At 70.6% G+C, this 21,023-nt stretch carries 13 protein-coding genes; 1 reads left to right on the top strand and 12 read right to left on the bottom strand.

From position 1 onward, the window contains the following. Positions 1-430 precede the first annotated feature (430 nt). Genes ABEA33_RS17145 through ABEA33_RS17130 form a run of 4 tightly spaced genes read right to left on the bottom strand, consistent with a single transcriptional unit; the run spans position 431 to position 5,697 of the window. Complete coding sequence (locus ABEA33_RS17145; RefSeq protein ID WP_345528103.1) at positions 431-1,072, bottom strand: alpha/beta hydrolase; 642 nt, start codon at positions 1,070-1,072, stop codon at positions 431-433. Positions 1,073-1,112: 40 nt separating this feature from the next. Further along, positions 1,113-3,302 carry a PKD domain-containing protein gene (locus tag ABEA33_RS17140; protein WP_345528102.1) on the bottom strand — a complete coding sequence of 730 codons (2,190 nt, stop codon included), beginning with the start codon at positions 3,300-3,302 and terminating at the stop codon, positions 1,113-1,115. Beyond that, positions 3,302-4,945 carry a copper resistance CopC/CopD family protein gene (locus tag ABEA33_RS17135; RefSeq protein ID WP_345528101.1) on the bottom strand — a complete coding sequence of 548 codons (1,644 nt, stop codon included), beginning with the start codon at positions 4,943-4,945 and terminating at the stop codon, positions 3,302-3,304. Before ABEA33_RS17135 ends, ABEA33_RS17140 begins: the two co-directional genes overlap by 1 nt. Positions 4,946-4,965: 20 nt before the next feature. Then, positions 4,966-5,697: a YcnI family copper-binding membrane protein gene (locus tag ABEA33_RS17130; RefSeq protein ID WP_345528100.1), complete on the bottom strand. Its 732-nt coding sequence runs from the start codon at positions 5,695-5,697 to the stop codon at positions 4,966-4,968. Positions 5,698-5,894: 197 nt separating this feature from the next. On the opposite strand from ABEA33_RS17130, the gene ABEA33_RS17125 reads away from it, so the two are divergent. Beyond that, positions 5,895-6,122, top strand: coding sequence for a tautomerase family protein (locus tag ABEA33_RS17125; protein ID WP_345528098.1), 228 nt, complete (start codon positions 5,895-5,897; stop codon positions 6,120-6,122). A 71-nt stretch (positions 6,123-6,193) separates the two neighbouring features. On the opposite strand, the gene ABEA33_RS17120 is transcribed toward ABEA33_RS17125, so the two are convergent. The 8 genes from ABEA33_RS17120 to ABEA33_RS17085 form a co-directional block, all read right to left on the bottom strand. Continuing rightward, positions 6,194-12,664: a LamG-like jellyroll fold domain-containing protein gene (locus tag ABEA33_RS17120; protein WP_345528097.1), complete on the bottom strand. Its 6,471-nt coding sequence runs from the start codon at positions 12,662-12,664 to the stop codon at positions 6,194-6,196. Between the two features lie 332 nt (positions 12,665-12,996). Continuing rightward, entirely contained in the window at positions 12,997-14,094 is a 1,098-nt protein-coding gene (locus tag ABEA33_RS17115) for a sugar kinase (protein WP_345528096.1), read from the bottom strand. Then, positions 14,091-14,732 (bottom strand): bifunctional 4-hydroxy-2-oxoglutarate aldolase/2-dehydro-3-deoxy-phosphogluconate aldolase, encoded by a 642-nt coding sequence (eda, locus tag ABEA33_RS17110; RefSeq protein ID WP_345528095.1) that lies wholly within the window; start codon positions 14,730-14,732, stop codon positions 14,091-14,093. Before eda ends, ABEA33_RS17115 begins: the two co-directional genes overlap by 4 nt. Beyond that, the gene (locus ABEA33_RS17105; RefSeq protein ID WP_345528094.1) at positions 14,732-16,225 is read right to left on the bottom strand and encodes an aldehyde dehydrogenase family protein; all 1,494 of its coding nucleotides are present in this window, start codon (positions 16,223-16,225) and stop codon (positions 14,732-14,734) included. The genes eda and ABEA33_RS17105 overlap by 1 nt, the downstream gene beginning before the upstream one ends. 62 nt (positions 16,226-16,287) lie before the next feature. Next, entirely contained in the window at positions 16,288-17,292 is a 1,005-nt protein-coding gene (locus ABEA33_RS17100; RefSeq protein ID WP_345528093.1) for an ABC transporter permease, read from the bottom strand. Continuing rightward, a complete protein-coding gene (locus ABEA33_RS17095) occupies positions 17,289-18,848 on the bottom strand; it encodes a sugar ABC transporter ATP-binding protein (protein WP_345528092.1) in 1,560 nt (519 codons plus the stop codon). The genes ABEA33_RS17100 and ABEA33_RS17095 overlap by 4 nt, the downstream gene beginning before the upstream one ends. Beyond that, positions 18,845-19,858, bottom strand: a complete 1,014-nt coding sequence (locus ABEA33_RS17090) for an ABC transporter permease (protein ID WP_345528091.1) — start codon at positions 19,856-19,858, stop codon at positions 18,845-18,847. Before ABEA33_RS17090 ends, ABEA33_RS17095 begins: the two co-directional genes overlap by 4 nt. After that, a complete protein-coding gene (locus ABEA33_RS17085) occupies positions 19,855-20,946 on the bottom strand; it encodes a sugar ABC transporter substrate-binding protein (protein ID WP_345528090.1) in 1,092 nt (363 codons plus the stop codon). The genes ABEA33_RS17090 and ABEA33_RS17085 overlap by 4 nt, the downstream gene beginning before the upstream one ends. Positions 20,947-21,023: the final 77 nt, after the last annotated feature.

The raw sequence follows: 21,023 nt of genomic DNA, 5'->3' as shown, positions 1-21,023 counted from the left end.
ACGATACCGCGCAGGTGCGCGGTCGCCGAGGCCACCTGGTGGCGGGGTGTGGTCATCGCTGTCATGGTTCAACCCAACCAGGGACCACCGACAGTCAGAGGCTCAGAACCCTTGTTTTCACAGGGTATTGGGAACTTTATGATCTATCTTCCGCACGATCGTTCGGCTTTTCCGTACGAACGTGTGAACAACCAGAATGCGACGTCCGTGGGGGTGGTTTCGAGGGTCGGCGTCCTTCCGATAGGCGCGCTCTTCTCGGCTGGAGACGGTGGGGTCAAGGGCGCGAAGCAGCGAAGCGGACCCTCGACCCCACCGTCGGAAGCCGCACCATGGCGCCGTACGGAAGGACGACGAGCCAGCACATCGCGACACTCACCGCCCTGCCTGCCGCGTGGTGGTTTCGAGGCGCGGGCCTGGCGGCCCTCACACCTCAACCACCGACACGACCACCGGGACGCCGCGCACCCAGCAACGACGAGAGCACGAAGTCCGCCGCTGCGCGTTCGAAGGTGGAGCCGTGGCGGAGCATGGCGTGCTTGCCGCCCTCGACCGGGACGAAGGTGACGTCGGTGGTCTCGGCGATCGCCGAGGCCACGACGCGCGCACGCTCCGGGTCGGCGACCCTGTCGGCGGTGCCCTGCACGACGAGCACCGACCGCCCGGCGAGGTCGGCGCGGTCGGTCGGATAGACCCAGGGGTTGAGCGCGACGACGCTGCGCACACCGGGCAGCGGGCCAGCGAGCAGCGCCGCGCGGCCGCCGAGCGAGTGTCCGACGAGGCCGACCGGCACCGCGCCGTACCGCTCCCGCACCTGCGCGAGAGCCCAGACGACGTCGTCGATCGGTGTGTGCGTGATGTCCCACCCACGATGCGTGTTGAGCAGCCGCAGCACGGCCACCCGACCACGCCCGGACCGGGCGATCCGCCGCGCGATCGGCACCATCCGCCGGACCGACAGCTGCGCCGGACTCACCGCCGATCGTCCCGGACGGGACGCTCCCCCGTGCAGCACCAGCACGGCCGCCTCCGGTCGCTCCGGGGCGTACGTCGTGATCAGGCGGGCGGCGGACACGCAGCCAGTGTGTCCGACCCCGCCAACGGCGGCCGCGTGCTCAGCGACGGATCCGGAAGCGCCAGGTCGTCACCGAGCGGTTTCCGAGAGCGTCCGCCGCCACCAGCCGTACGACGTGCCGACCCGGGCCCAGCGCGCGCCGCGGTGTCCAGGTCACGAGGCTGCGTGTCGCGTCGTACCGGACACCGTCCACGACCCGTCCGTCGACGCGTAGCAGCAGTCCGCCGCGGCGCACCGGCGAGTAGCGGTCTCGGACCGTCGCCCGGACCGTCGGCGTGCGGTCGCGCAGGCTTCCCGAGGGACGAGCGCCGCGGATGACGGGGCCGTCGATGTCGGCGGTCCAGCGGCGGACCGCAGGCGTGGGGTCGGCGTTCCCGGCGCCGTCGACGGCGCGCACCTGCAGGTCGTGGCCGCCGTCGCGCAGGTTGCGGAAGGTGGGCCCGGACGAGCAACGGTCCCAGGCTCTGCCGTCGAGCCGGCACTCGAAGGTGCTGCCGGCCTCGCTGCTGGCGAAGCGGAAGGCAGCGGCGGCGGACCGGACCGTGCCGCTCGGTCCGCTGACGACGCTGGTCTCCGGCGCGGTGGTGTCGGCGGCCGGGCCGCCGGAGACGACGACCGTCACGGACCGACTGACGCTGTGGCCTGCACCGTGTCCTGCATGAGGCCCACCGACGGTGACGGTCGCGGTGTAGGTGCCCGCCGCGGCGTACACGTGGTCGGGATCGCTCCCCACACCGCTCGTCCCGTCGCCGAAGTCCCACCGGTAGGTCAGGTCGGCGACGCCGGGCCCGAGGTCGGCGCAGCCGATCCGCTTGGCCGGGTTGTCCGGGTCGTGGATGACGATCGAGACCGCCTTCGCGCCGGCCCGCATCGGCCGGACCTTCTCGACCACGCCGCTGCGTCCCGAGGCGTCCGAGGTGAACGGCAGCCAGATCTCGTTGCCCTCGGCGAACGGCAGTCCCTCGTCGAAGCGGAAGTGCGCGCCGCCGTTGCCCAGGGAGCAGGCCTGCTCGTGCACGTGGACGAGGTGGGCGCCGCCGGACTTGAGCCCGGTCACGTCGATGCGAGCCGCGGTCTCCCCGCGCCCGCGCACGAGCCGCGCGGTGCCGTCGAGGTCCGGGTACGTCGTACTGCCGTCGGCGAACGGCGCGAAGTCACCGGTCGTCGCGACGGCGGTGGAGAACGCGACGCCCAGCGGCGCGACCCCGGTCGCGGGGGTCGCCGTCGCCGCGACCTCCGGGAGGGCCGCGCCGTCGCCGACGACGATCTCGACGGCGTCGGTGCCGGCATTGCCGTCGCCGTCGGTCACGGTCAGCGTCGCCGTGTAGGTGCCGTCCGCGACGTAGGTGTACTCGGCATCAGCGGTGTCAGCGGCGTCGTCGCTGGTGGCGGTGACACCGAAGTCCCAGTGGTAGTCGAGCTCTCCACCCTGCGCGTCGCTCGCCGCACTGCTGAAGACGACGGTCAGCGGCGCGAGGCCGGCGACCGGATCGGCAGCGGCGGTCACCACAGGTGCGGCGCCGCCACTGACGGCGATCGCGAACTCGTCCTGCAGCAGCCCACCGTGGCCGTCGGACACCTCGAGGGTCGCGGTGTACGTCCCCGGCACGGTGTAGCTGTGCATCGCGTGCGCCGTGGTCGCCTGCTCACCGTTGCCGAAGTGCCACCGGTAGGTCAGCGGGTCGCCGTCCGGGTCGGTGGCGTTGGCGGTGAAGTGGGTCATCAGCGGTGCGGCGCCGCTCGTCGGGTCGACGACCGGGGACGCGATCGGGTCCTGGTTGCCCGCCTCCTCCACGACGACGGTGCCGCGCATCAGCGTGCCGTGGATCGAGCAGATGTAGTCGTAGGTGCCCGGCTTGTCGAACGTGTAGCGGACCGGCTCGTCGCCGGGCACGCGGTACTCCGCGATCGGGGGCTCCCAGGCGGTTCCGGTGTCCTGCGACGTCAGGTCGTGCTCCTGCGCGGCGAAGTCGAACCGCCACTCGACGGAGTCCCCGGTCTGGATGGTGACCTGGGACGACTTGGTGTCGACCGACTCCCACCTGTTGCCGCGGAAGTCGTCGATGGCGTCGACGAGCCAGGTCTGGCCACCTGCCGCGGTCAGGAGGGAGTCCGGAGCCGGCGCCGCGGCCGCCCGCTCGGGCATCCGGGTGACGCCGAGGACGAGGGCACCGACGACGACCAGGAGCACGGCGACGACGTACGGCCGGAGGTGACGGGGACGAGACATCAGGATCCTCCGACGGTGAACTCGAGGGTGGTGACGGGGTTCTCGAACTCCGTGGTCCGGAGAGAGACCTGCAGCCGCCAGGTGCCGGCCGACGGCAGCACCACCTGGGCGGAGTAGGTGCCGGGGGCCACGGACTGGACCGGCACGTCGCCCAGGTCGACCTCGTCGGAGGACAGCCGGGCGCGCGGAGCCTCGAACCCTTCGAAGGGGTCGCCGGCGGAGTCCGCCATCGCGATGGTGACGGTGCTCGGTCCGGTGGCCGCGGGAGCCATCGTGGCCCGTACGGCGACGTCCCCGAGCGTGCCCGTGCTGACGGCGGGCCCAGCAGCCGCAGCGGCCACGGAGCGATCGGGACCGGGGCTCTTATCGACGAGCACGCCGGTGACCAGCAGGACCGCCACCAGCACGGCCGCCTCGGCCACGGTCGCTCGGACGACGCGCTGCACCGCCGTACGACGGTCCCGGCGGCGGTCGGCCTGCCGCAGGAGCGGAAGCAGCCGGAAGCGGTTCCAGGTGGCGATGCCGACGACGACCAGGGCGATCGCGATCTTGACGAGCAGCAGCTGGCCGTAGCCGGTGTCCATCAGAGCACCCCAGGACTCGACGATCCGCCAGGCGAGCAGCGTGCCGGTAGCCACCAGGGCGACCAGGACGCCGGCACCGAGGCCGGAGAACCGGGCCAGCACCTCGCCCCCCAGCTCCCCCTTGTCGGCGAGCCCGGGCAGGGTGAGCGCCAGCCCGATCAGTCCGCCGAACCAGACGGCGCCGGCGAGCAGGTGCAGCATGTCGGCGCCCACCACCAGCACCTCAGGACTGGCGGCCCGCGTGTGCCCCGTGAGTGCCGGCGCGACGACCGCGACGACACCCGCGACCGCAGCCGCGATCCGACGTGAGCGGGCGGGGAGGCCGTCGCCGAGCAGCACGACGGCACCGACGACGCCGAGGACGACCAGCGCGGTCACGGCGTACTGCACCGACGGCAGCGCGGACCACGTCGAGCCCTTGACCAGGGCGTCGGCGCCACCGCCGAGCTGGTACATCGCAGTGAGCGGCAGCGCGAGCAGCCAGGCGAACCCGGCGCAGACAGCCGCAGCCCGGGCGGCGCCCACGACCCGCCGGCGGCCCGACCGTGCGAGATCGCTGGCGGGGAGGAGAACCACGGCGAACCAGACGAGACCGGCACCCGCGAGCAGACCGACGTAGCCGGCCCACCGGGCCAGGCTCAGCGTCCACGGCGCGTCCGGGTCGACGTCGCCGACCGGCGGCTTCTCGACCGTGGCGCTCGGGGCGCCGACGGAGAAGGTCAGTGACCCACCGATGGGGTGGCCGTCCTCGGAGACCAGGCGCCAGACGACCACCAGGGTGCCGTCGCCCACCTCCTCGTCCAGGTCGACGTGCAGCTGCGAGCCACTGACGCTCGCGGACGAGGCGACCTCGCCGCCGCGGGCGTCGTAGACCCGGATGCCGGTGGGCACCCCGATCACGGCCTCGTTGAATGTGAACGTCACCTGCTCCGGCGCCTCCGCGAGCACCGCACCTTCAGCGGGGTCGGTGGCGACCAGGGTGGCGTGGGCGCTGGCCGGCCCGGCACCGCCGAGCACGACGGCGGTCATGGCGGCGAGGACGACGATCAGTGCCGCCACTCGTCGCGAGCAGCGGCTGATCACGTCTGGCGGCGCAGCCGGGCCAGGCAGGCGACGCCGAGCATGACGGCAAGGACGCTCAGCCCGAAGGCGGCGTACGCGATCACCGGGACCTCCGCCGACGAGCCCTCCTGCGAGCCGGCGGTCGGCCCCGCGGCCAGGATCGTGGTGGCGGACGCCTGGTGGGACTCCGACCCTGCCGTCACCACGAAGGCCGGCGCGGGCAGCTCGAGCTCGTCGGGGTCCTGCCCGTCCTCCGGGACCTCGATCCAGGCGGCCTCACCGTGCTCGCACGTCTGGATGGTCGGGAACACCAAGGTGGCGCCCGCCGTGTCGGGGATCTGCAGCGCCAGCTCGAACACGTCGCGGTGCCCGTCGGGCAGGGGCGTGTCGGTGCGATAGGTGACGGACGCGACCCGCTCGGTGGCCTGGTTGCCGTGGCTGTCGGCCACGGGCGGGTCGAGCTGCACCGTCTCCTTCTCGAGCTCCCACAAGGCGTTCCGGGTCGGGCTGACCGCGTTGATCTCCTCGGGGATCCGGATCGTGACCTCGGTGGTCGGCGAGCCGTCGCACCCGTGGGGGATGCTCACGTCGAGGACCGCGGAGGCGCCCGCGACCGTGGAGGACGGCGTGATCGAGACGTGCGCGCTCGCGGGCACGGCCAGGCCGACCACCGCGAGAGGAAGCAGTGCTGCTGCCGCCAACCGGGCCGCGGTACGGCGTCGCCGGACGGTGGTCACTTCGCGGTCCACGGTCACGTCCTGGTGCTAGTCGGGAGCTGCTCCGGTCACCGAAGTGACGCCCGTCACTGAACCAGCCCGCCGAATTTCTGTCAAGGATGTGAACCATTGATCCCGAAAGCGTCAGAAGCGTAGGCTGCAGTTCACATAACCGAATCCTGGTCGCTCATGTGGACAGATCGTGCGCGGCCACGTACGAAGGGACCCCCATGCCCAACATCACCGTCGAACTGCTGCAGGGCCGCACCGTGGAGCAGCGCCGTGCTTTCGCCGCGGCCGTCGCCGACAACGCGGTCGAGATCCTCGGCGCCCGCCGCCAGGACGTCCGGATGGTCTTCAGCGAGATCACCCCCGACATCGTCGCGAACGGCGGCGTCCTGGCGAGCGAGGACGCCAGCCGGGCCGGGGTCGTGGCGGCGCTCGCCGACGGATCCTGACCCTCGGGTAGCAACTGGTACGCCGAAGCGGGCCTGGAGGTTGATCCTCCAGGCCCGCTTCGTCGTTGCTGCTAGCGCTTGCGCACCACCGTGATGGTGGCGCTCTTCACCACCTTCGCGGCCAGGTCGCTCCCGAGGTAGGTCACCTTCAGGTTCAACTTGCCCGCCTTGCGGGCGGCAGGCAACCGGACGACGACCGCACCCTTCTTGACGGTGCCGACGATCGTCTTGCCGCCCTTGATCGCCACGGCGACCTTGCCGGTCACCGGCACCCCTGCGGGGGCCGCAACGCGGATCTTCACGTTGGCCCGGGCGCCGGCCTTGATCTTCTTGGGTGCCTGGACCCGGATCGTCGGCGTCACCTCCTTGACGACCACCCGCACCGTCGCCGTGGACGCTCGGTGGGTCGGGTCACCCACGTAGCGCACGGTCAGGGTCGGGGTCCCCGGCGGCAGCGACTTCGCCGGCAGTGCCGCCGTCGCCTTGCCGCCGGACAGGGTGCCGGTCGCGATGACGGTCGAGCCGTAGAGCACCTCGACCCGTCCGGTCGCCGTCGCCGGGCTGATCGTGGCGGTGAGGCTGCCCGACCGGCCGTAGGTGAAGGCGCCGGCCGTGCCGGTGAGGCTGGTGTCCACGACCGTCGGCGGAGCCGGCGTGTCGTCCTCCCGCACCGTGATCGTCACCGTCACCGGGTCGGAGCTGTCGGTCCCGTCGTCGGCCAGGTACGTGAACGTGTCCGTGCCGTGGAAGCCGCTGGCGGGGACGTAGGTGAACGACCCGTTGTCAGCGAGGGTGGCCGTGCCGTGCCCGGGCTGGGTGATGCCCGTCGCCGTGAGGGTGTCCTCGTCGGCGTCGGTGTCGTTGGCAAGTACGCCGGGGGCCGCCACCGTGAGGGGATCGCCCTCGCTGGTGGTGTAAGCGTCCGCCGCGCCGGTCGGTGCCGTGTTCGGGAAGTTCTCGAACAGGTCGGTGACCTCGTCGGCGGACAGCTCGTGGCCGTACATCCGGAAGTCGTCGACCAAGCCGTTGAACCGCTGGTCGGGCCAGCTGGTGCCGCCGATCATGTTGGCCGTGGTGTTGCCGCCGACCCCGATGTCGTCGATGCCCAGCGTGAAGTTCTCCCTCGTGGCCATCAGCTCGCCGTCGAAGTAGATCCGGCCAGTGGTGCCACTCATCGTGAACACCACGTGCGTCCAGCTGTTGAGCGGCAGGTCGTTGCCCGCACCCAGCATCAGCCGCTCCTGGTTGGCGTTGCCGGCCTCCTTGAAGGTGGCGGCGAAGCCGGAGGCGGAGTTGCCCGGACCTGCCTGGGTCGAGGACTGCAGCAGGAAGAAGCTGTCCGTGCTGCTGCCGATCTGGAGCAGCGGGACGTAGTTGGGCAGCGCCCGCGGGTTCGCCCAGATCGACACCGAGAACTCATCTTCCAGGTCCCGGTCGAGGTTGTCGGGCAGCTTGATGTGGTTGTTGGTCGTGGACGCGCCGCCGGGGAGGTTGACCGCCTTCCCGAACTTGGCGTCGTCGGACCACACCGTGGAGCCGAGCAGCTCGCCGTCGCCGAACGAGGTGTCGTAGCCGGTGTTGCCGGCTGCGCTCCCCGCGCCCTCGTCGAGGGTGTAGTGGATCGGCGGGACGTCGGCCGCCGGCGGCGGCGCGACCACCACCGTCACCGTGGCCGGCGCGGACTCGTTCTCCCCGTCGCTGGCGCGGTAGGTGAAGGTGTCCACGCCGGTGAACCCGGCGTCGGGGGTGTAGGTGAACGAGCCGTCGGCGTCGAGGGCGACGTCGCCGTTGTCGGGCTGCGTGGCACCGACCGCGGTCAGGTCCTCGGCGTCGGTGTCGGCATCGGTGTCGTTGCCGAGCACACCGGGTGCCGCGACCTCGAGGGCCGTGTCCTGCTCGGCGTTGTAGCGGTTGCCGAGCGCGACCGGGACGCTGCTCGGGGGTGGGCCCTCGAACAGCTCGCCGACCTCTTCCGCGGACAGCTCGTGGCCGTACATCCGGAAGTCGTCGATCCAGCCGTTGAACCTGGGGTCGGGCCAGCTGGTGCCACCGATCATGTTGGCGGTGGTGTTGCCACCGACCCCGATGTCGTCGATGCCCAGGGTGAAGTTGTCCCGGGTGCCGACCAGCTCACCGTCGAAGTAGATCCGGCCGGTGCCACCACTCATCGTGAACACCACGTGCGTCCAGGCGTTGAGCGGCAGGTCGTTGCCCGCACCCAGCGTCAGTCGCTCCTGGTTGGCGTTGCCGGGAGCCTTGAACGTGGCAGCGAACCCGGTGGCGCCAGCGGCCTGGGTGGACGACTGCAGCAGGAAGAACGTGTCCGTGCTGCTGCCGATCTGGAGCAGCGGGACCCAGTTGGGCAGCGCCCGCGGGTTCGCCCAGATCGACACCGAGAACTCGTCCTCCAGGTCCTGCTCGATGTTGTTCGGCAGGACGACGTGGTTGCCCGTCCCGGATCCACCGCCCGGCAGGTTCACCCCGGCTCCGAACTTCCCGTTCGCACCCCACCAGGCCGGGTTGAGCGTCGCGGACCCGATGGAGGCGTCCGTGCCCGAGTTGGCAGAGCTGCCGCCACTGCCCTCGTCGAAGGCGTAGTGGACCGGCGTGCCCTCCGCCACCGGCGGGCGCTGGACGGTGTGGGTCACCGACTTCGTCGAGTTGCGCCAGCCCTCGGCCGCCAGATAGCGGACCTCGATGTCGTGGTCGCCACGGTTGATCGTGACCTCGGGGAAGGTGGCCGCCCCGCTGACGAGGCTCACCGCCGTCCCGACCCGGGCACCGTCGACCCACAGCTCGACCTCGCCCTGGGCAGGCGCACTGTTGGAGCCCTCCACCGTGGTCGAGACGCTCAGCGGCTCGGCGAACGGCGACGGCGAGGCCGGGGAGACTGCCACGGTCGTGGTGGTGCGTAGGGACGAGCCCTCGTCGTACAACGCGTCGACGGCGTCGGCCGACAGCGCCGTCTTGTAGAGGCGGACCTCGTCCATCAGCCCGTCGTACGACGGGTCGGGGTAGCCGTTGCGGCCCAGCCAGTTGTTCGTGGTCGCGCCGACGTCGGCCATGGTGAGCGTGAAGTTGTTCTTGCTCGCGATCTCCACGCCGTTCAGGTAGAGCCGTCCGGTCGTGCCCTCACGGGTGAAGACCACGTGGTTCCACTGGTTCGCGGTCACGTCCTTGGTCGGAGTCGCGTAGACGCGCTCCTGAAGGGGGTTGCCCTTCTTCTTGAAGGTTGCCGCCAGGCCGGTGTTGCCCTGCGCCTGGGTCTGCATCTGGATCTGGAAGAAGCTGCCCGCGTCGCCGAGCCCGTCGCCGATGTGGAACAGGTTGATCCAGTTGCCCTTGGTGTCGGGGCGCACCCAGAACGACGTGGTGAAGTCCGTCTCGTCCTTGAGCAGGTTGTCCGGCAGGTCGACGGCGTTCGCGTTGTTGCCGCCCGGCATGTCGAGCGCCTTGCCGAAGGTGCCGTTGTCGGACCACCCGGTGGTGCCGGTGAGGGTCGCGGCGCCGACCGTGTCGTCGGTGCCGGTGTTGGCCACAGACGTGCCCGTGCCTTCCTCGAACTCGTAGTGGATCGGGACGTCGCTGAGACCCGGGTCCGAGCCGACGACGACGAGATCGTCGACCATCAGTCCGGCTCCCGTGCCGTCTCCGGTCAGGCTGAGCGTCTCGGTCCGCTGGTCGGCCGTGAACGTCGCGGCGTACGTGCCGTAGGTGGTGTCGTTGGTGCCCTGCGACGGGTTGTCGGTCGTCGCCGTGATCGTCGCGTCGAGCGACCCCACCTTCAGCTGGGCGTTCGCGGCCCCGGTCCCGCCGACCGACCGGCTGTCTCGTGCGTAGCGCAGCGAGACCCGGTACTCACGTCCGGGGTCGAGACCCTGGAGCCTCCGCTCGATGCTGCCCGACTGACCCAGCGCGAGCTGGTAGCCGGTGCCGCCGAGGCCACCCTGGGTGGCGACGGTGCCACGCACCAGCTGCACCTGGCTCTGGACGGCCCAGGGGGCCATCCGGCCGTTGCCCGGCGCCAGGTCGATGGTGTTCGGCGGGTTGGCGCCACGCCACTCCGTGGGGAGACGGGGGTACTCGAACTGGTCGACGACCTCCGGCTTGAGCTGGTCCATCTCGACCGTGGGGTCGATGTCGACGATCTTCGCGACGGACGGGGTGCCGTCCTCGTCGAAGACGAACAGCATGTAGGCGCCGGGTGGGGCGTAGGTGCCGTCCTCCGGGGTGTCGATCGTGACCGTCCCGCCCGCCTGGCTGAACTCCAGGTCCTGGAAGTTCTGGTCGTTGTTGAAGCCGTGCGTGACCGATCCGTTGCGGACCAGGGTGACTCGCGAGACCGGGCCGGAGGCGCCGATCTGGAACGACCCGTCGTACCCGACCTTCTTGGGTGCGGTGGTGATCACCGGACGCTCAGCCAGCTCGTTGCCGTCATAGAGGTACGACGGCGAGTAGTACTCCACGTCCGTGTAGTTGCGCGGACCCGGGGCCCCGCCGCCGCCGATCATCAGGCGACCGTCGGGGAGGAGCAGCGCGGTGGAGTGGTAGAGCCGAGCGTGCTCGTAGGGCACCTCGACCGTCTTCCAGACACCCGTGTCGGGGTTCCAGATCTCGGCCTCGGTGACGTAGCCCCCCTCGCCGTTGTTGTCGCGGCTGCCGCCGGTGACGATGACGTCACCGTCGGGCAGGACCGTCGCGGTCGGCCAGTGGCGCTGGTACTCCATCGGCGCGGTCTTGGTGACCACCGGAGACTCGGTGCCGCCGGTGACGTCGACGGTGAAGCCGCCGCGCGCGCCGGCCGGTCCGCCGCCGTTGGCCCACCAGCCGCCACCGACCTGCAGGATCTTGCCCGGCCGGTACATCGCGGCCGTCGAGGTCGCGCCCACCGGGTTGCCGTCGGCGCCCTGGTTGGAGACACCTGCGGGCAGCGTGCCCCGGTTGATGATCTGGCCCTCGCCGCTCGGGTCGAGCTCGAACATCTGGGTGCCGCTGATGTTGAAGATGTTGCCGCTGCCCGGCGCCACGAAGGCGCGCGGGTACCACCAGCGGTTCTCGTCCGGACCGTTGCCGTTGCCGCCGTCGCCGTACGCGAGGGCGCTCTTGGCACCGGTGAGCAGCTTCCAGCTGGAGCCCTCGTCCGGACGGTAGATCTCGGGGGTGAGCACGCCCGGGCCACCCGGACCGCCGCGCAGGCTGCCACCCTGGACGACGATGTCGCCCTCGGAGGTCGTGGTGCCCGTCGGGTACCAGCGCGGGTAGTTCATCGGCGCCGCGTTCTTCAGACCGGTGTTGGTCTTGTAGCTGGTGACGCCGATGGCGGCGTCGTTGGGGGCATTGCCGCCCAGGCCGTCGTCACCGCCGACCGTCATCGTGGCCTTGGTGTGGGGGTTCTGCACCTGCATGGAGCAGAACAGGTCCGTGTAGGTGTTGTTGGCCATCAGGCCGTTCTTGTAGTTCGCGAGGGTGCGCTGCTGCGCGGGGTCCCAGACGTCGAACTCCATCTGGCCGCCCTGGGTGATCGAGCTGTCGCCGGTCCAGTCGAACGGGGTGGTGTCGTTGCCCCAGCCGCCGACGCTGCCGAAGGACTGCACCTTGCCGTCGGAGGTCAGCGCCATGTTGATCGGCATCAGCGGCCACGGCGTCACGCCGCTCCAGCCGCCGGCCTCGTCCTTGGCGGGCGGCGAGCAGTCGGCCGGGAGCAGGCCCGCGGCGTACGCGAGACCGCGGCGCATCTGCGTGCGCATGAACGGCTCGGAGTACGCCGTGCCCTCGTGGCCCATGCCGGTGTACCAGGACCGACCGCTGTCGATCTGCTGGCACCAGGTGATCGGGTGCGAGCTCCCCTGCCGTCCGAGGCTCTGGTAGGAGCTCTCGTCGGCCTCGACCAGGATCCGCACGTTCGGGGCCGGGTTGAGCGTCCAGTCGTACCACTCGTCGTTGCGGGTGATCTCGGTCCCGAGGCCCTGCGTCAGCGGGTGACCCGTGGCCTTGACGACGACGCGGCCCGAGCGGACGCCGGGGTTCTCCGGGTGTCCCTCGGACATCGCGCCGACGAGCTTGAGGTAGAACGGGTTGACGTCGTGCTCGCTCTGGCCGACCGACCAGCCGGTGTAGTGCAGACCCATGAAGCCGCCACCACCGCGGATGTAGGCCTCCAGCGCGGCGCGCTGGTCGGTGTTGAACAGCACGCCACCGGTCTGCGCGAAGACCACGGTGTCCTTCGTCGCGAGGTTGGCGGTGTTGAACACCGCCGGGTCCTGCGTCTCCTCGATCTCCACGGTCTGGCTGTACTGGGTGCCGAGCTCGGCCGCGAGGTCGCGGACCGCCTGGCGCGCCTGCACGTGCGAGGCGTGGAAGTTGTCCTTGTAGAAGAGCAGCACTCTCAGCGTGTCGTCCGGCGCTGCGGCGGCCGGGGCCGCTGCTGCTGCGGCGATCACCGGCAGCGCGACGACCAGTCCTACGACGATCGCGAGTAGGCGTGCGCTCGAACGGCGTAGCCGTTCGTAGCGCACGCGGGCGGACCTGCGAAGCACGTTCATCTGGATCCCTTTGTCTCGGGTTCGGATCGGCTCGGCCATGGGGCCGGCAGCACCGGACGGGCACCTTCTCGATGGAACGTAGTGGCGCCCGTCACACATGTGCAAGAACCTGATCCTGATTTGTGAACATTTATCTACATTTGTTCATGTACATGAACCATGTAGAGCTCAAAAGAGAGACCTCCGAGGGCACGGAAGTCAGACGACGCGGGCCCCAGACGGGTCTCTCGCGAGACACGCCTGGGGCCCGAGACGTCGTGTGAGGTGCCGGCGTACGTCGCCGGGTCGGGTGTCGCTGAGGGGTCGGGTCGAGCGACCCCCCAGCGACGGGTTCAGCGACGGACGCGGGCACTACCGCCCGACGCGAGCGCGAGGACCTCCTCCCGGGAAGCCATCGACGTGTCGCCTGGCGTCGTCATCGCCAGGGCGCCGTGGGCCCCGCCGAGCTCCAGGCACTGCTGGAGCTCCTGGCCCTGCAGGAGCCCGTAGACCAGGCCGGAGGCGAAGCCGTCGCCGCCGCCGACCCGGTCGTAGATCGCGAGGTGGTCGCGGGCGGCCGAGGACAGGACACCGCTCTCCGGCGACCAGGCGATCGCCTGCCAGTCGTTGTCACTGGCGGTGTGCACGGTGCGCAGCGTCGTGGCGATCACCTTGAACCACGGCATCTTCTCCGCGACCGTGCCGACCATGGCCTCGAAGCTGTCCATCGGCAGCGTGCTGAGCTGCTCGTCGACGTGAGCGACCTCGAAGCCGAGCGCGGCCGTGAAGTCCTCCTCGTTGCCGATCATCACGTCGACATGGCTCGCCAGCCGAGTGTTGACGTCCTTGGCGAACTCGGTGCCACCGATGCCCGCCCACAGGCTGGGCCGGTAGTTGAGGTCGAAGGAGACGACCGTGCCGTGCCGCTGGGCGGCGGCCATCGCCTCCTCGGCGACGGCGGCGGAGCTCTCCGACAGGGCGGCGTAGATCCCGCCGGTGTGCAGCCAGCGCACGCCACGTCGGCCGAACAGGTCGTCCCAGTCCACCGTGCCCGGCGCGAGCTGGCTGATCGCCGTGTTCGCGCGGTCCGAGACGCCGACGGCACCGCGGACTCCGAAGCCCCGCTCGGTGAAGTTGAGCCCATTGCGGACGGTGCGGCCGATGCCGTCGTACTTCTCCCAGTGGATCAACGAGGTGTCCACGCCGCCCTGCAGGACGAGGTTCTCGACGAGCCGGCCGATCTCGTTGTCGGCCAGGGCGGTGACGACGCCGGCCCTCAGGCCGAAGACCTTGCGCATGCCGCGGGCGACGTTGTACTCCCCGCCACCCTCCCAGGCCTCGAACCGGCGGGCGGTCCGCACGCGGCCCTCCCCCGGGTCGAGCCGGAGCATCACCTCGCCGAGCGCGACGATGTCGAACTCGCACTCGGCGGCGGGACGGGTCTCGATCATGCGGAGGCTCCTTGCAGGTCTGGGGTGGTGGATCGGACGGCGGCGGCGCACCGGGCGGCGACCTCGTCCCACTGCCCAGCGGCGAGCAGGTCGGGGGCGACCATCCAGCTGCCGCCGACCGCGACGACCGCGGGGTGGGCGAGGTACACGGGAGCGCTCGCCGCGGTGATGCCGCCGGTGGGCATGAACCGCACCTGCGGGAAGGCGGCGAACAGCGCCTTGATCGTCCCCAGTCCGCCGTACGCCTCGGCCGGGAAGAACTTCACGGTGTCGAGACCCAGGCTCAGCGCCTGCATGATCTCGGTCGCGGTGCAGACGCCCGGGATCACCGGGAGCCCGAGCTCACGGCACCGGCGTACGACGTCGGCGCTCAGCCCGGGCGAGACCACGAACCGGGCGCCCGCGCCGTGGGCGCGGTCGACCTGCTCGGCGGTCAGGACCGTGCCGGCCCCCACCACCAGGTCGGCGCGCTCGGCGAGTCGACCGAGGACCGCTGCCGCGTCCGGGGTGCGGAAGGTGACCTCGGCGACCGGCAGCCCGCCCGCGACGAGGGCCGCGCCGAGGTCATCGGCGCGGGTCACGTCGTCGAGGACGACGACCGGGACGATCCGGTGGGCACCGAGTACGTCGGTCGCCATCACCGGAGCTCTGCGATGACGGTCTTGAGCTCGGTGTAGTCGTCCAGACCGAACGACCCGAGCTCCCGGCCCCAGCCCGACTGCTTGAAGCCGCCCCGCGGGAGGGTGACGTCGTCGGCGTGCCAGGTGTTGAGCCAGACCGTGCCCGCGCGCAGCTTCGAGCCGACCCGGTGAGCGGTGCCGAGGTCCTTGGACCACACGCCCGCGGCCAGGCCGTAGACGGTGTTGTTGGCGGCCGCGACGACCTCGTCCTCGGTGTCGAACGGGATCGCGGTCACGACCGGGCCGAAGATCTCGTCGGTCTGGATCGCCATCTGCTCGGTCACGCCCGTGATGAGGGTCGGCGAGAAGAAGTAGCCCTTGGCGAGGGCCCGGTCGGCACTGCCGGCGTTGATCGTGGCGCCGTCCGAGATCGCGCCGCGGACGTAGCCCATGACCTTCTCGTGCTGCTCCTGCGACACGAGCGGCCCCATGGTGGTCGCGTCGTCGAAGCCGTTGCCGACGGTGATCGCGCTAGCGGCCGCGGCCACACCATCGATCACCTGGTCGAAGACGGAGCGCTGGACGTAGAGGCGCGAGCCGTTGACGCAGCACTGGCCCTCGTTGAAGTAGCCGGCGAGGGCGGCACCGGCGATCGCGGCGTCCAGGTCGGCGTCCGCGAAGATGATGTTGGGCGCCTTGCCGCCGAGCTCCAGAGAGACCTTCTTCAGGTTCTTGGAGGCCCCGGCCGCGATCTTCTTGCCGACCTCGGTGCTGCCGGTGAAGGCGACCTTGTCGACGCCCGCGTGGTCGACGAGCGCGGCTCCGGCGTCGCCGTACCCGGGCACGACGTTGACGACGCCCGCCGGCACGCCGGCCTCGAGCAGCAGCTGGCCGAGGCGGAGCGCGGTGAGCGGGGTCTGCTCGGCCGGCTTCAGGACCACGGTGTTGCCGGCGGTGATGGCCGGGACGATCTTGAAGGCCGCCATGGTGAGCGGGAAGTTCCACGGCACGATGCCCGCGACGACGCCGATGGCCTCGCGGCGGGTGTAGGCGTGGAACTCGCGGCCGGGCACCGACATCGGGATGGAGGTGCCCTCCATCTTGGTGGCCCAGCCGGCGAAGTAGCGGAAGAGCTCGGCGGCGACGCCGACGTCTCCGCGCGCGGACGCGAGGCTCTTGCCGTTGTCCAGCGACTCGAGCTGGGCGAACTCCTCGGCGCTGGCGTCGATGAGGTCACCGATGCGCCACAGCAGGTGGGAGCGGTCGCGCGGGGTCATCCGCGACCACGGCGAGGGCGACTCGAACGCGTTGCGGGCGGCGACGACCGCACGGTCGATGTCCACCGTCGAGGCCTGGGCGACCTGGACGAGCACCTCCTCGGTGGCGGGGTCGATCGTGGCGAAGGTCTTGCCGTCCTTCGCGTCCACCCACTCGCCGTCGATCAGGAGCTGCTTGGGCGAAGACAGGAACGAGCGGACGGCGGGGAGGAGGTTGGGGCGGTCGTGCGACATGGGCACCTTCCAGGAGACGGGGCTTGGCGTTGGTGAGTTCGGGGGCGGGTACGACGAGCGGGCTACTTGATGATCAACACCTTCGATCGGTCCAGCGTGAGCGCGACGGCGACGACGATGATCGCGCCGTACAGGATCTGCTCGTAGGCGGACGGGACGCCGACGATCGGCAGCCCCACCCGCAGGAGCGTGATGACGAGCGCGCCGACGAGCGAGCGCCAGACGCTGCCGTGGCCGCCGGTGATGGCGGTGCCGCCGACGACGATCGCCGCGACGGCCGGCAGGAGCAGGTTGTCGGCCATCGTCGGGCTGCCGCTGTAGTTGCGCGACACCAGCATCACCGCGGCGAGACCGGCGCAGGCGCTGGAGACCGTGAAGGCCCCGACCTTGACCCGGTCGACGGGGGTACCGGCCAGGCGGGCGGCCGACTCGGAGTAGCCGGTCGCGGTGAGGTAGCTCTGCAGCGGCGTGACCTTGAGGACGATCGAGATCGAGGCGACCACGATCAGGGCGACGGCGAACGCCATCGGCACGTACCCGCCGACGTACTGCGTCAGCCACTTGGTGGCGTCGCGGTCGACGACCCGGATCGGGCCGGCGTCGGAGATGACCAGGGCGACCGCCGAGAAGATGCTCATGCCGCCGAGGGTCACGATGAACGACGGGATGCGCAGCATCACGTGGGCGATGCCCTGAATGGCGCCGATGGTGCCGGCGGCCGCGATGACGGCCAGCGTGGTCATGCCGCCCAGGTCGGGCAGCCACATCGCGAAGAGCACCGTCGAGAGCGACGCCAGTGCGGCGATCGACAGGTCGATGCCGCCGCACAGCACCACGAGCGTGGCGCCGGCCGCGAGCACGACGAGCGGCGCGGACGTCCGGACCACCGCGGTGAGGCTGCGCTGGGTGAGGAAGTCCGGGTCCGCTATCGACAACGCAGCAAGGAGCGCGGCGAGCGCGATGAGCGGCATCATCGACGTGAGCCGCTGGCCGATCGTCGGACCGCCCTTGACGACGGCCGCATCGGAGGCGGGCTTCGCCATGGCGGGAGCAGTCGGGGCGTTCATACCATCTCCTTGACCAGGTCGAGCGGCGTCGGCTTGGCGCCCGCCACACAGGGCACCTCGGAGGTCACCCGCCCGTCGCTCATGACGACGATGCGGTCGGACATCCCGATCGCCTCCTCGAGGCTGTCGGCGAGGAGCACCGTCGCGACGCCGCTGTTGGCGAGCTCGCGCATCAGCCGGTAGACCTCCGAGCGCGCGCCGATGTCGAGTCCCCGGGTCGGGTGGTCGAGCAGCAGCAGGCGGATGTCGTCGGCGACCAGCCAGCGGGCGAGCACGACCTTCTGCTGGTTGCCGCCCGACAGTCGCTGGATCGCGGTGCCGCGGTGCGGCGTACGGATGGAGAGCCGCTCGATCCAGCGGTCGACGACGCCGGCCTGCTTCGGCGGCGACACCAACGGCCCGACGCAACGGGACTCCTGCTTGGCCAGGGTCATGTTGTCGGCCACCGACATCGGGCCGACCATGCCCTCGATCTTGCGCTCGGCCGGGACGTAGCCGATGCCGGCGGCGCAAGCGGCGCGGGTGCCCGAGAGGTCGAGCTTCTTGCCGTCGAGGTACACCTCGCCACCCGAGGTCGGCTCCGCTCCGAAGAGCGCGCGGCAGACGTCCTCGCGGCCGGAGCCGTGGACTCCGACGATGCCGACGATCTCGCCCGCCCGGACCTCCAGGTCGACGTCGCGGAACGTCTTGGCCGAGAGCTTGCGGATGCTGAGCATCTCGCGCGGCTGGTCGGAGGGCTCGGCGACGTTGCCGTGGTAGTGGTCGTCGGAGCCGGCCGAGCCGATCATCATCTGGTGCAGCGTGGCCGGTACGGCGCCCGCGGTCGGCACCTCTCCGACGGACTGTCCGCCGCGCAGCACGCTGACGCGGTCGCAGACGTCGAGCACCTCGTCGAGACGGTGCGAGACGAAGACGACCGAGGCGAACTCACGCAGCCGGCGCACCTGGGTGAAGAGCGTCTCGATCTCCTTCGACTCCAGCACCGAGGTCGGCTCGTCGAGGATGATCACCGGCGGGTGCTGGCTGCGCTGCTCGATGCGCAGCACCTTGGCGATCTCGACCATCTGCCGGTCGGCGAAGCTCAGGGTCTCGGTGCGGGCGAGCGGGTTGATGTCGGAGCCGATCTTGTCGAGCTGCTCCTGCGCCAGCTTGCGCATCGTGTCCCAGCGGTAGATGCCGCGTCGTACCCCGCGACCCTCCGAGCCGAGCACGATGTTCTCGGCGGCGGTGAGGTTGGGGACCAGGGACTGCTCCTGGAAGACCATGCCGATGCCGTGGTTGGCGGCATCGACGACACTCTTGAGGCGGACCTTCTCGCCACGCACCCAGATCTCGCCGGCGTCCGGCCGGACCAGACCCACCAGGGCCTTGAGGAGGGTGGACTTGCCGGCACCGTTCTCGCCGGCAAGGCCGAGCACCTCGTTCTGGCGCACGACGAGGTCGACACCGTCGAGCGCCTTGACGCCCGGGTAGTGCTTGACGAGGCCACGCACCTCGAGCGCGTGCACCGGTGCGGGTGCCGTCACTTCGACCGCCGCCTCCTGATCGACACTCACTTGGTCACCTGGTTCCTTCGACGCTGGGGAGCCACCGCGGCGGCCACCGCGGCGACGACGATGAGGCCCTGGACGCCGCCCTGCCAGTACGGGCTGACCCCGATCTGGACGAGGCCGTTGGTCAGCACCGTGACCAGCAGGACTCCGACGGCGGAGTGCAGGACCCCGCCGCGGCCGCCGGTCAGCAGGGTCCCGCCCACGACGGCGGCGGTGATGGCGGCGAAGTCGTAGCCCTTGCCGGCCTGGACGAGACCTGCACTGAGCTGACTGGTCACCATGACACCGGCGAGCCCGTAGAACGCGCCGGCCAGGGTGAAGACGGCGACCTTGTACGGCGCCACCTTGACGCCCGAGAGCGACAGCACCTCCTCGGCACCGCCGATCGCGAACGCGTAGCGCCCGAGGCGGGAGTAGCGCTGGATCAGGTAGCCCACGAGGACGCAGGCCACGGCGACCCAGGTCAGGTAGGAGAAGCCGAGCAACCGGTCGATCGCCAGGCTCGCCAGCGTCTCGTCGGAGATGTTGGGCTGGACGCCGGCGAACATGAGCGTCGCGATGCCGAGGCCGACGGCCGAGACACCGAGCGTGGTCATGAACGACGGGACCTTGAGCATCACCAGGGCGAAGCCGCTGAGGCAGCCCAACCCTGCCGCGAGGAGGATCGCGATCAGGACGCCGATCAGGCCCAGGTCGTTGTCGTTGCGGTTGTTGGCGACGAGCAGTGCCACCGCGATCGCGGAGGCACCCATGACGCCGGGCGCGGACAGGTCGATCGAGCCCATCATCAGCACGAACGTGATGCCGCAGGTGACGACGGCGAGCACCGCTGCCGTGTCCATGATGTTCTGCACGTTGCCGAACGTCCTGAAGTCGGAGCTGAGACCTGCGAAGACCAGGAAGACGACGACGAGAGCTAGGGGGGGACCGGCGTCCCGCAGGGACACCCCCCGCCGAGGCTGGGGGCGCGCCGCGGCGACGTCGACGTCCTCGGCGGGGGATGTCAGGGTCACGAGATCGGACCCTGCGAACGGCTGAAGACGTTGTCGCACTCGAAGTCGGCGGGGTCGGTCTTCGGCGTGGCGAAGTCGGCCACGTTGTCCTTCTCGATCAGGAACTGCTCGGCGAACCAGGCGCGGTCGTCGTCGGCGATGTCGTCGACCGACAGCTCGCCGGTGGCGACGCAGTAGCCGATGGCCAGGCCGATGCCGCCCTGCCACGGGCCGTCGCTGGAGACGGTGGCGGTCATGCTGCCGTCGGCGATGGCCGTGAGAGCGTCGGGCACGGCGTCGATGCCGACCACCGCGACCTCACCCTCCTTGCCGGCCGCCTTGAGCGCCTCGAGCGCACCGAGCGCCATGTCGTCGTTGGCGGCCCAGATGCCCTTGACCTCGTCACCGTGCTTGGTCAGCAGGGTCTTGGTCACCTCGAGCGCCTCCGCACGGGAGAAGTTGGCGGTCTGCTGGTCGAGCAGCTTGACGTCCGGGTTGGCCGCCAGGGACTCCTCGAGGCCGGCGAACCGGTCCTTGGCCGCACCGGTGTCCAGGATGCCCTGGAGGGCGATGATGCCACCCGAACCACCGATGGCCTCGGCGAGCGCGTCGCCGATCTGCTTGCCCGACGTCACGCCGTCGTAGGTGATGTGGCTGAGCCACTGGTCGTAGTCGGTGACGTTGAGGTCGGCCGGCTTGTTCCACTGGGTCACCAGGAAGGCGCCCGCCTCCTGGGCCTGCTCCACGATCGGCGGGGTGTCGGAGTCGCCGTTGGGCAGGATGTTCATGACCAGGCAGTCGGTGTCGCCCGCGAGGAGCTGACTGATCTGCTCCTGCTGCTTGGTCGAGTCGCCGTCGTACGTGAGTCGCTGCTGCTTCAGGTCGACTCCCTCGGCGAACGCGTCGCCGCCGTCGAGCCAGGCCGCCTCGTACGGGTTGGACTCGTTGCGGACCTGCCCGACGAGCTTGACGTCGGCCGGGTCGCAGGAGCCGGCGGCTGCGCTGCCGCCCTTGTCGTCCGCGCTGGACTCGTCGCTGCAGCCGGTGAACGCGACAGCCGCCAGGCTGAGGCCGATCAAGGCGATTGCGGGACGGGGGATGCGGGTCATCGTCGATCCTCGTTTCTAGGTGCCGGATGCTCCGGCGGTTGGAAATTAAGGGGTTGGTCGTGCGCCCCGAGCGGCGG

It is taken from the genome of Nocardioides endophyticus, from assembly GCF_039543845.1.
In the GTDB taxonomy this organism is placed as follows: Bacteria; Actinomycetota; Actinomycetes; order Propionibacteriales; family Nocardioidaceae; genus Nocardioides; species Nocardioides endophyticus.
The sequence above is the reverse complement of the archived record's forward strand: the minus strand, read 5'-3'. Positions and strand labels throughout refer to the sequence as shown.

Excerpts from the sequence above, each read along its gene's own strand:
- ABEA33_RS17140 (WP_345528102.1), bottom strand. The coding sequence starts at position 3,302 with ATGTCTCGTCCCCGTCACCTCCGGCCGTACGTCGTCGCCGTGCTCCTG.
- ABEA33_RS17125 (WP_345528098.1), top strand. The coding sequence starts at position 5,895 with ATGCCCAACATCACCGTCGAACTGCTGCAGGGCCGCACCGTGGAGCAG.
- ABEA33_RS17120 (WP_345528097.1), bottom strand. The coding sequence starts at position 12,664 with ATGAACGTGCTTCGCAGGTCCGCCCGCGTGCGCTACGAACGGCTACGC.
- ABEA33_RS17115 (WP_345528096.1), bottom strand. The coding sequence starts at position 14,094 with ATGATCGAGACCCGTCCCGCCGCCGAGTGCGAGTTCGACATCGTCGCG.
- eda (WP_345528095.1), bottom strand. The coding sequence starts at position 14,732 with ATGGCGACCGACGTACTCGGTGCCCACCGGATCGTCCCGGTCGTCGTC.
- ABEA33_RS17105 (WP_345528094.1), bottom strand. The coding sequence starts at position 16,225 with ATGTCGCACGACCGCCCCAACCTCCTCCCCGCCGTCCGCTCGTTCCTG.
- ABEA33_RS17100 (WP_345528093.1), bottom strand. The coding sequence starts at position 17,292 with ATGAACGCCCCGACTGCTCCCGCCATGGCGAAGCCCGCCTCCGATGCG.
- ABEA33_RS17085 (WP_345528090.1), bottom strand. The coding sequence starts at position 20,946 with ATGACCCGCATCCCCCGTCCCGCAATCGCCTTGATCGGCCTCAGCCTG.